At 35.9% G+C, this 10,373-nt stretch carries 13 protein-coding genes, 3 tRNA genes and 1 other RNA gene; 13 read left to right on the forward strand and 4 right to left on the reverse strand.

The annotated features are described in order from the left end of the window. From QZU83_RS09835 to QZU83_RS09855, 5 genes are all read left to right on the forward strand, one after another. The coding region (locus QZU83_RS09835; RefSeq protein ID WP_295611821.1) for a translation initiation factor IF-2 subunit alpha at positions 1 to 745 on the forward strand (745 nt) is incomplete at its 5' end. Between the two features lie 6 nt (positions 746 to 751). Next, entirely contained in the window at positions 752 to 922 is a 171-nt protein-coding gene (locus QZU83_RS09840; RefSeq protein ID WP_295611822.1) for an RNA-protein complex protein Nop10, read from the forward strand. A 3-nt stretch (positions 923 to 925) separates the two neighbouring features. Continuing rightward, a complete protein-coding gene (locus QZU83_RS09845) occupies positions 926 to 1,696 on the forward strand; it encodes a proteasome assembly chaperone family protein (RefSeq protein ID WP_295611823.1) in 771 nt (256 codons plus the stop codon). A 33-nt stretch (positions 1,697 to 1,729) separates the two neighbouring features. After that, positions 1,730 to 2,287, forward strand: coding sequence for a DUF2112 family protein (locus QZU83_RS09850; RefSeq protein WP_295611824.1), 558 nt, complete (start codon positions 1,730 to 1,732; stop codon positions 2,285 to 2,287). Positions 2,288 to 2,314: 27 nt separating this feature from the next. Then, positions 2,315 to 3,502 carry a TIGR00375 family protein gene (locus QZU83_RS09855; RefSeq protein ID WP_295611825.1) on the forward strand — a complete coding sequence of 396 codons (1,188 nt, stop codon included), beginning with the start codon at positions 2,315 to 2,317 and terminating at the stop codon, positions 3,500 to 3,502. A gap of 3 nt (positions 3,503 to 3,505) precedes the next feature. Here QZU83_RS09855 and QZU83_RS09860 read toward each other — a convergent pair. From QZU83_RS09860 to QZU83_RS09870, 3 genes are all read right to left on the reverse strand, one after another. Beyond that, positions 3,506 to 3,579 (reverse strand) — tRNA-Arg (locus tag QZU83_RS09860). 60 nt (positions 3,580 to 3,639) lie between these two features. Beyond that, positions 3,640 to 3,713 (reverse strand) — tRNA-Arg (locus QZU83_RS09865). 88 nt (positions 3,714 to 3,801) lie between these two features. Next, the gene (locus tag QZU83_RS09870) at positions 3,802 to 4,329 is read right to left on the reverse strand and encodes an endoglucanase (RefSeq protein WP_295611826.1); all 528 of its coding nucleotides are present in this window, start codon (positions 4,327 to 4,329) and stop codon (positions 3,802 to 3,804) included. A gap of 159 nt (positions 4,330 to 4,488) precedes the next feature. Between QZU83_RS09870 and frhA the strand changes: the two genes are divergently transcribed. The 4 genes from frhA to frhB are packed head-to-tail and all read left to right on the forward strand — an operon-like array spanning position 4,489 to position 7,928. Next, entirely contained in the window at positions 4,489 to 5,703 is a 1,215-nt protein-coding gene (gene frhA / locus QZU83_RS09875) for a coenzyme F420 hydrogenase subunit alpha (protein ID WP_295611827.1), read from the forward strand. 13 nt (positions 5,704 to 5,716) lie between these two features. Further along, positions 5,717 to 6,244: a coenzyme F420-reducing hydrogenase, FrhD protein gene (gene frhD, locus QZU83_RS09880; RefSeq protein WP_394350266.1), complete on the forward strand. Its 528-nt coding sequence runs from the start codon at positions 5,717 to 5,719 to the stop codon at positions 6,242 to 6,244. Next, complete coding sequence (gene frhG / locus QZU83_RS09885) at positions 6,244 to 7,065, forward strand: coenzyme F420 hydrogenase subunit gamma (protein ID WP_295611829.1); 822 nt, start codon at positions 6,244 to 6,246, stop codon at positions 7,063 to 7,065. Before frhD ends, frhG begins: the two co-directional genes overlap by 1 nt. A gap of 11 nt (positions 7,066 to 7,076) precedes the next feature. Next, complete coding sequence (frhB, locus tag QZU83_RS09890) at positions 7,077 to 7,928, forward strand: coenzyme F420 hydrogenase subunit beta (RefSeq protein WP_295611830.1); 852 nt, start codon at positions 7,077 to 7,079, stop codon at positions 7,926 to 7,928. Positions 7,929 to 8,033: 105 nt separating this feature from the next. On the opposite strand, the gene map is transcribed toward frhB, so the two are convergent. Beyond that, complete coding sequence (gene map, locus QZU83_RS09895; protein WP_295611831.1) at positions 8,034 to 8,951, reverse strand: type II methionyl aminopeptidase; 918 nt, start codon at positions 8,949 to 8,951, stop codon at positions 8,034 to 8,036. Positions 8,952 to 9,043: 92 nt separating this feature from the next. Here map and QZU83_RS09900 point away from each other — a divergent pair, with 92 nt between their 5' ends. The 4 genes from QZU83_RS09900 to rnpB all read left to right on the forward strand — a co-directional run. Then, a complete protein-coding gene (locus QZU83_RS09900) occupies positions 9,044 to 9,451 on the forward strand; it encodes a hypothetical protein (RefSeq protein WP_295611832.1) in 408 nt (135 codons plus the stop codon). Between the two features lie 8 nt (positions 9,452 to 9,459). Further along, positions 9,460 to 9,990 carry a hypothetical protein gene (locus QZU83_RS09905; protein ID WP_295611833.1) on the forward strand — a complete coding sequence of 177 codons (531 nt, stop codon included), beginning with the start codon at positions 9,460 to 9,462 and terminating at the stop codon, positions 9,988 to 9,990. Between the two features lie 95 nt (positions 9,991 to 10,085). Next, positions 10,086 to 10,160, forward strand: a tRNA-Met gene (locus QZU83_RS09910). A 19-nt stretch (positions 10,161 to 10,179) separates the two neighbouring features. Further along, positions 10,180 to 10,373: RNase P RNA component (gene rnpB, locus QZU83_RS09915), an RNA gene on the forward strand; the annotation flags it as partial.

Raw genomic sequence — 10,373 nt, forward strand, 5'->3', positions numbered from 1 at the left:
TTATAAAGTTCTTAATTATGGGGCTTTTGCTAAATTGGAAGAATATCAGGGCAAAGAAGCTTTTATTCATATTTCTGAAGTATCTTCCGGTTGGGTTAAGAATATCAGAGACCATGTAAGGGAAAACCAAAAAATCGTTTGTCGTGTTCTCAGAGTTAATCCTAAAAAAGGGCATGTCGATGCTTCCTTGAAAAGAATCCGTGAAGACCAAAGAACTAAAAAAATCCAACATTGGAAAATCGAGCAAAAAGCTGAAAAATTCTTAGAATTGGCTGCTAAATCATTGGATAAAGATTTGGATGCTGCTTACGATGAAGTGGGTTATGAACTCATGGACATCTTTGGTGATGTTTATGGAGCTTTTGAAACAGCTTCTGATGAAGGTGCAGAATCACTTACCGAAGAGGGTATCCCTCAAGATTGGGCTGATGCTATAACTGAAGTAGCTAAAAAGAATATCACTCCTCCTGAAGTTCACATCAGCGGATATGTTGATATTGAAACATTTGTGCCAAACGGTGTTGAAATCATTATCGCCGCTTTAAAGGCTGCTGAAGATAATGGTGATGAGGAAGAGGAAATTAAGGTCCAGTGTGTTGGTGCACCAAGATACAGAATTACTGTAAAATCTACTGATTATTTATTAGCAGAAAAAGCATTGAAAGCAGCAGCTGATAGATGTATTGCAGTTGTAGAAGAATCTGATGGAAATGGTTCATTTTTAAGAGAATTAGATAATAATTAGATTATTATGAATATGAAAATGAATAAATGTCCTGAATGTGGAATTTATACTTTAAAGGATGCCTGCCCAAAATGCGGCGGCAAACTTAAAGTAATTTATCCTCCCAAATTTTCAGTTGAGGATAAATATGGCAAATATAGACGAATTTTAAAAAAAGAATCAATGAAGGAGCAATAGGGTATGGAAACTACAGAAATAACTGTTTTAGAAGACATCGAATTAAACAATCCTATTTTTATCGAAGCATTACCTGGTCTAGGACATGTAGGTAAATTGGCTGCTGATCACATGATTGATGAGTTGGGAGCTATCAAATTCGCCGAAATTTATTCTCCAACATTTCCTCCTCAAGTAATCGTCAAGGATGAGGGAATAATTGAAAATATGCGTAATGAATTATATTACTTAAGAGATGTCGGTGAAGATAATTTGGATTTAATTCTATTGGTCGGTAATACTCAAGCTTTATCCCCAGAAGGTCAATATTTAGTTTGTAAAGATATTTTAGAGTTCGTTAAAGGTTATGGCATTGACAGAATCTATACTTTAGGTGGAATGGTTACAGGCCAGCCTACCGAAAGTCCTAGAGTTTTTGGTGCAGCAACTTGCGAAGAAAATATCGAATTGTTAAAAGAAGCTGAAATTGAAATCAGAGCTAATGACGGAGGTATCGTAGGTGCGTCCGGGCTGTTTTTAGGTTTGGCTACCCGTCAGCAAATTCAAGGATCTTGCCTTATGGGTGAAACTCCAGGTTATTTTATTGATGCTGAAGCGGCTGAAGCGATATTAAATAAATTGTCCATTTTACTTAATTTTGAAATTAATGTTGATGAATTAGAAGAAAGAGCTGAAGAAACAAGACAAATGATTGCTAAAGCTCAACAAATGGAACAAGATTTAATTAATAAGGCAAATGCTGGAAATGCCGATGATTTAAGATATATTGGATAATTTCAATATATTTTTTTACTTTTTTTTATATGTATGAATGTTATAGTAGTGCCTGATGCTTCAATGATTGTTATTCCATTAATTGAAAAGAATGGACACAATTATTTATCTCCCTCAAATTTCTCAAAAGAGGATAATATGGATATTTGTGAGGGCAATTTTAATTTTGACACTTTAATTAATAAATATTGTTCAAGTGAGCTTCCATCAGGGGTTAGGGGAAGATTATATTTATTTTCTCAGGTTGTTGAAAAGGCAGATGCGGCCATTGTAATCGGAAGGCGACCCAAAAATTACGATAGGATGTATAATGCGTTAAATGACATAATCCTGTTTGGGGGAAATGCCTGCAATAATGCCCATAGCCTTGAAGTTAAAATCATCAATGATTTAGATATTCCCGTGTTGAAACTTGCTTATCCGACAAATCAAAATCAGATAATATCCTTAATTGATAAAACCAACAATTTTTTAAAGAATTTAGAAAATTCTCATAAAAACACCAATTCAGACGATTTGACTGTAGATTTAATGCCTAAAAAAGATAAATATCCTTATTTAGATATTAAAAAGATTTTGGATAAAATTTAATATAAATAATCCGACAAACTATTAAACATGTTAGTAAATGCTGATTTTCATGTTCACAGTTGCTTTTCCATGGCATCATCAAAAGACATGCTAATAAAAAATATGGCTCCCAAATCCAAATTAAAAGGCTTGCAGCTTTTGGGAACTGGAGATGCCTTTCATCCCGGATGGTTGGACATTATTGAAGAAAGTACTGATTATTCAGGTGATGGAATTTATACTTTTGATGGCATGGATTTTGTTTTGACAACCGAAGTAGAGGGCAAAAACAAAATTCATCATTTAATCATTATTCCTGATATTGATATTGCCAGGGAACTGTCACAGAAATTGCCTTCCAAAAATAAAAACAATGACGGGAGGCCTAAGACCCAATTAAACGGTGTGGAGCTTTTAGAGTTGGTTCGTGATTATGACTGTTTGATTGGTCCGGCACATGCATTCACTCCATGGACGGGTATGTATAAATCCTTTGACAGCATTTATGACTGTTATGAAAAAAAGCCGGATTTTGTAGAACTGGGATTATCAGCAGATACCTTCATGGCAGATACTGTCAGTGAACTTAAGGATTTTCCATTTCTGACAAATTCAGATGCCCACTCTCCATGGCCACACAGATTGGGCAGGGAGTTTAATCAGATTGAGCTTGAAGATATTTCGTTCTCTTCAATTAGACGTGCAATAAAAAATAAGGATATTAAGGCGAATTACGGGCTGATTCCGAACTTGGGCAAATACCATATGACTGCATGTACCAAATGTTTCAAATTGGTCGATCCTATGATTGCAAAGGAAAACAGGATGAAGTGCAGCTGTGGTGGAACAATTAAAAAGGGTGTTGATTTCAGGATATCAGAAATTGCCGATTTCGAAGAGCCAAAACATCCGGATTTTAGGCCCAAATATGTTCATCTGATGCCTCTTGCAGAATTGATATCAACGGTTTATGATAAGGGGGTCACAACCAAAACCGTTCAGGGCAAATGGCAGAAGTTAATAGATAATTTTGCCACAGAAATTGATGTGCTGATTAATGTTCCAATTTCTGACATTGAAAAAACAGATTCAAATATTGCTCCGGCCATTGAAGCCTTTAGAAATAAAACAATTGATGTCATTCCCGGTGGAGGGGGCAAATATGGTGAAATTTCATTTGATAAAGAATTAGAAAAGCCTAAAAAAGAAAAAATCATCACTTTGGATAATTTTTAAAAGCGGACTTGGAGGGATTTGAACCCTCGATCTTAAGATTAGGAGTCTTACGCCCTTCCAGACTAGGCTACAAGCCCGTAAATATTAAATTCCGCAAAAATAATCTTATTTTAAAAAAAGAAAGATTGTAATAGGAGCGGACCCGCCGGGATTTGAACCCGGGACCTTCGGATTAGAAGTCCGACGCCCTATCCAGCTAGGCTACGGGCCCCTTCATATACAACAATAATAAATATATTTTTTGTATTATATATATTTAACTATTTTTTATAAAAAAATAAAAAAAGATTAATTAAAAATTAATCTTCTCCAGTTTGTCCAGTTGCATCATTTACACTTATAGTACCTACATTGTTACCATTTGCATCGTAGATTATAAAGTACCATAATCCTCCTGAGTACTCTCCTTCACCAGCATAACAACCCGGTTCCTGTATTGCACTGTTTGCAATACTTTGAGCATCTGAATAAGATAAATATGTACTTGAACTTGATCCAGAATCACTTGAACTGGAATCACTTGATCCAGAATCAGAGTATCCATTATAGTAATCTGAACCGCCGGAACCTGGGCCTCCATCTGAAGATCCTCCGGAACCAGAACCGGAACCTGAACTGGAGCTGCTTCCGCCATGGGTAATTGCAGTGGAACTGCTGTTTTTCACATTAGTGGTGTTGTTTCCAAGTCCATTACCAGTGTCTTTGGAAGACATACTTGATAAATCAGAGAATATTGGATTATCACTATTTGTTATTCCATATGCAGCAACGGCCGCTGCAACACATAACACGACAATTATTGAAATTATTATGTTTGCTTTATCCAATTTTTTCCCTCCTTTATATTAATATCAATAGATAATATTAGAATTTAGTTTTTTATATGTTATATATATTTCGATTGAAATTTTGGGACATACTTATAAATAATAATAAACATAACTAATAATGTTAGTTTCTAATTGCTAATAATTGAGGTGACATATTTGAAAGATAGAGTAGTTATTAAACCAACCTCTCGTCAGGAAGGCCATGCCGAATTGGTCATGGAAGTTGATGACGAAGGTATAGTTACAAAAGGTATGTATTTTAGTATAACTCCTGTTAGGGGTTTAGAAAAGATGGTTCTTAACAAAGCTCCTGAAACAGCACCTGTTTTATGTCAAAGAATTTGTGGAGTATGTCCAATTCCACACACATTAGCTTCCGCAGAAGCAATGGACATGGCATTAGGAATTGAAATTCCTACAGCAGCAAAATTGTTAAGAAAAGCTACTGCAGCAGCACATGGTATTAACAGTGCAGCAATTCACCAATTTTTAGTTGCACCTGATATTGCTAAAGGCGATGATTTCGTAAAAGCAGTTGACAGTGTAAGTGAAATCAGAAAAACTGTACAATATGTTGTAGACATGTGTGCTGGAGAAGGTATCCACCCTGCTGATATTAGGGTTGGAGGTATGGCAAGAAACATCACTCCATTTACCAAAGAAAGATTAATTGAAAGAATGACCGCACTTAAACCAAAACTTGAAGCTCATGTTGAATTTATCAAAAATCTCGTTCTTGAAGCAGGCTTACCAAAAGACTTAGGTGTAGTTAACCAACCATTAATGGCAATGGATGCTACTTACGGTACCAACGAATTTGACATGGACAAATTCTCAGAAGTTTTACCTGAAGCATGGTATGATGATCCAGAAATTGGAAAAGAAGCATGTTCAGTAATTCCTTTATGGGAAGGTACCAACGTAGAAACCGGTCCTAGAGCAAGAATGGAAAAATTCCAAGGATTCAAAGACAAAGGTGTAGTCGCACAACACGTTGCTCGTGCTGACGAAATGCTCAAAAACTATGATGCATGTTTAGAAGCATTAGATGCAATTGACACATCTGCTCCTGCAAATGTAAGTTACGATAAAAGAGGAACTGGAGAACTTGGATTTGGTGTTATTGAAGGTCCTAGAGGAACTGATGTACACATGGCACAAGTTAAAGATGGAAAAACTCAATTCTACTCTGCAATTGTACCAACTACTTGGAACATTCCAACTATGGGTCCTGCAACTGAAGGATTCCATCACGAGTTAGGTCCACACGTAATCAGAGCATACGACCCATGTTTATCATGTGCTACTCACGTAATGGTAGTTGACGATGAAGACAAATCCATTCTTAAAAATGAAATGGTGAGAATCTAATGGATGCGGAAATATATTATTTAAAGATGATGGATTCGGTCCAGTTCTTATAAACATATTACAAAAATATTTCAATGACACTAATGACTATTATGATCCAGCTGTTACTTCATATGTGGAAGATGAATTTAATAAAGATATTTTAGAAGAAATTACAGAAAAATTTGAGGATGTAACATTACCTGACGGTGTTCAATTCATTGATGGTGGAACTGCTGCTCCAACAAATTTCTTCCCTTTATACACTGAGTATGATTGGAAAAAACTTATTGTAATTGATGTTGTTGAGTTTGATGCGGAACCTGGAACCGTAGATGTATTTGACCCGAATGTAATGCAAAAAGGAAAATACGATAACCCTCACGGGATGACAGTTGAAAACCCACTTCAAGAAATCTCCCAAAAATGTGAAGTTGTTATTGTTGGATGCAAACCGGCTGAGATTCCAACACCGGATGTAGATATGGGTTTAACAGAACCTGTAGAAAAGGCTGTTCCTAAAGCTATAGATATTATTTTAAAAGAAATCGGGGTAAAATAATGTTTGATAAATTGAAAAAAGCTTTTGGCGGTTCATCTGAACCAAAAGCACCAAAAGTAGAAGAAAAAGTTGAAGCTGCTCCTGTAGAAACCAAAGCACCTGCAGAAGAACCTAAAGCTGCTTCAGCAAAACCACGTATTGGTTACATACACTTAAGTGGTTGTACTGGTGATGCAATGTCTTTAACCGAAAACTATGACATTTTATCTACTGTTTTAACTGACATGGTTGACATTGTATACGGACAAACTTTAGTTGATTTATGGGAAATGCCAGAAATGGACTTATGTTTAATTGAAGGATCTGTTTGTTTACAAGACGAACACAGTGTTCACGAACTCTTAGAAGCAAGAGAAAAATCTGGATTAATTGCTGCATTTGGTTCCTGTGCTATTACCGGTTGTTTCACTACCTTCGCTCGTGGTGGTCAACAAGCACAACCTAAACACGAATCTTTCTTACCAATTAATGCATTAGTTAAAGTAGATTTAGCACTTCCTGGTTGTCCTGTAGCTCCTGAAATGATTGCTAAAGCTGTTGTTGCTTTATGTGAAGGAGATTTAGATTACTTAAAACCAGCAATGGACTGGGCTGCATGTGATAAAGGATGTGGTTGTGACGTATTAACCAACATTATCCGCCAAGGATTATGTACTGGATGTGGAACTTGTGCTCTTGCTTGTCCTACAAGAGCAATGGGCTTTTCTGAAGGTAGACCTAGCTGTGACAGAGATAGATGTATTAAATGTGGTTCTTGCTACATGATGTGTCCAAGATCTTGGTTACCTGAAAGCAGAATTAAAAAGGAAACAGGATTATAGGAGGATTGGATATGCCATTAGGTACTTATAAAGAAGCATTATCTGCAAGATCTACTGAGAAAAAAATCTTAGATGTATCACAAGACGGAGGAATTGTTTCAGCATTACTCTGTTACGCACTCGATGAAGGAATCATTGAAGGTGCTGTTGTAGCTGGAACTCCTGACGACGATTGGAGACCAATTCCTACTGTAGTAACTTCCGCTGATGAAGTTATTGCAGCTGCAGGAACTAAATACTCAATGTCCCCAACATTATCTGCATTAAAAGCAGCTACCCGTCAATATGGATTAGAAAAAGTTGGTGTTGTAGCAACTCCATGTCAAACCCAAGGTTTAAGAAAAGCACAAGCTTATCCATTCGCTAGATTTGTCGCTGACAAAATCAAATTAATCATCGGTATCTACTGTATGGAAAACTTCCCTATGGCTTCTCTTGACACCTTTGCTACCGCTAAATTAGGATTTGATAGTTTACAAGATGCTACCAAAATGGACATCGGTAAAGGTAAATTCTGGTTAACTAAAGACGGTGAAGACAGTGGTTTAGCTATTAAAGAAACCCACGGATACGAACAAGCAGGTTGTAACATCTGTCAAGATTACGTATGTGAATGGGCTGACGTATCAACCGGTTCTGTAGGATCTCCTGACGGATGGTCCACTGTTTTAACCAGAACTGACGATGGTGATTCCATATTCAAAGGTGCTGTTGCTGCTGGTTTAATTGAAACCAAACCAATGGATGATGTAAAACCAGGTCTTCCTTTACTTGAAAAATTAGCTAAAGGTAAAAAAGACAAAAACACTGCAGAACGTGAAAGAAGAGCTAAAATGGGAGTTAAAATCCCTGCTATATACTAAATCTTCTTTCTTTTTTTCTTTTTTTTAAATTTATATTTTAACTATTTTTGTGACGTTTTTTCAAAAAAATAATAGCGTGGTGTTTTTGAAGAGAATGGGTCTCTTCTAAATGGTTGTAACTGTACAGCCTTCCTTTTCAATAATTACAGTATGCTCTTTTTGACTTACAAAGCAGTCCTTTTTTTCACGAAGAGGAGCATATGGATATATTGCCATTGCATCTGACAGTTGTTTTAGTGCAATTGCACCTTTTCTCTCTCCAAATTCATCTGTAATCCATCTACCTGAAAATGGTACATATTTGTGATGATGTTGGATATATTTCAGAACTCTTTGAGTGCTTTTCATTCTGAATGGTTTGTTTGCCATATATGAAAAGATATAATGGCCTGGAGCATCATTTACGATACCTTCACCGTTTGTTGCAAAGGGTTCGATTGCTATTGCCTGACCTTCTTCTAAAACATAGCTGTCATTGTTGTCATAATTTGGAATTGAAATTCCGGCATGCAAATTGTATTGTTCAAGACTGTGACCTGTTAGATTAAAAATTGGATTAAGTTTATACTCGGATATTGCTTCATGAACGGCGGCACCTATTTTTGACACTTCGATTCCGGCTCTTGCAGTTGCGATTGCCGCTTCAAGACCTGCAGCTGATGCCTCAATTATTTCTTCATGCAGGTTAATTTCATCCTGAGTGTAATTTTCGTCAATGTTTCCGCCTGCAACTACTGTGATTGCTGAATCTGCAATACAGCCGTCAATCATCGCACCCAAATCCAATTTTACCATATCTCCCGCTTTAAATTTGGTATCATCTCCTGCAGGGGATGTATAATGTGCGGCAATTTCATTAATGGACACATTACAAGGGAATGCAATTTCGGCTCCTGCCTTTATAATCTCACTTTCTACATAATTTACTAAATCAATCACCAATGCTCCATCGGTAATCATTTTTGAAGCTTCACTGCGAATCTCAGAAACTATTTTTCCGGATTTAATATAAGATTCTATCATAAATTTTTACCTTCTTTACTAAATAATTAATTATTTATTAGATAAAGTTTATATAATATTTTATATTTATTGAATATATTGGAGGTTATCAAATGGATGTTCCAACAATACCTGACCAGATGTTTTATCTAATCATTTTGGTTATTGTTGCAATTGTATTGATTATTATCGTTTTCCAATGGAGAAGAGTTGCACAATCTAAAAATTCAATTTTAATGCTTGAAAAGGAAATTGAACTTAAAAAGATGTCAATGGTAGAAAAAGACATTGAATCTAAAAGATTAATGGACAATCCAATTCCATTGCCACAAGAGCAACAAGACAGCCTTTCAGCTATTAGACAATCCACAACTGAAGTTAGAAGCAATGTGGGTTACTTGCACTCTGAAATCAATGAAAGATTAGCCAGACTCGAAGCTGAAACTGAACAAAGAAAATTAGAAAAAATGCTTAAGGAAATCGAAGAAAAAGAGAATAAACTCAAAAAAATGAATAAATAGGTGGTAATATGGATGCTATGGAAGCAGTTGCAGTCATAATTTTAGTTGTTGCAATTGTTGTTTTAGTTTACTATTATTTATTGAATAGTCCAGCTACTGTGAATAAGTTGCGCAGCTATGTACCAACCAGCGCTGACGCTCATATGAATGAAATTTTAGGTGGCTCTAATCAGGATGTTGGGTATGATTTAGCTAAAGATGAAGTTGAAGGCGAAAAAGATGATTCCGGATCAATGAGTAAAAGAATCAAAGTGAAATTAAGTGACATTGACATGTCTTCACTTAATAATGAAGCGTTTTCCAACAAAATCGATGCTTTCTTTGATGCAAAAAGTGATCAGCTAATTAAAGATTGGTCTTTGGCTACAACAAATGATTTGGAGGAACTCGAGTCCAAATTTTCAGAAACTACTGCAAGTGTGGATGATTTGGATAAAAGTTTCAAGGAATTTAAAGAATCATCTGAAGAATTCCAAAAAGTCACTGAAGATAGACTGGATGATTTGGATAAAAGAATTGAATCATTAGAAAATAAATAATTTATTTTCTTTGATTTTTTCTTGATTTATAGAAAGGTTTATATAGTATTTAAACTAACAGTAATAATGTACCTTTATACTATTTTTGTTTGTATAGCAGGGTGGGGTAGTCTGGTGATCCCGCGGGGCTCATAACCCCGAGATCCCTAGTTCAAATCTAGGCCCTGCTACTTTTAATTAATATTTTATGGCAAGTTAAAGACAGCTGCTGGTTTATTATTTAAACTAAGGAAACTCCGCCCATCACACAGAACTACGGCGTTGAAAAACGTATACTGAGAGGTATGACTCTGGAGCAGAAACGACACGGCTTTTAATGGTAGACGATGATATTTAATTGAGGACATTAAAAGAAGCGGTGAAACGGCCATTCCGTAGGATGC

Source organism: uncultured Methanobrevibacter sp. (assembly GCF_902771435.1).
GTDB lineage: Archaea > Methanobacteriota > Methanobacteria > Methanobacteriales > Methanobacteriaceae > Methanocatella.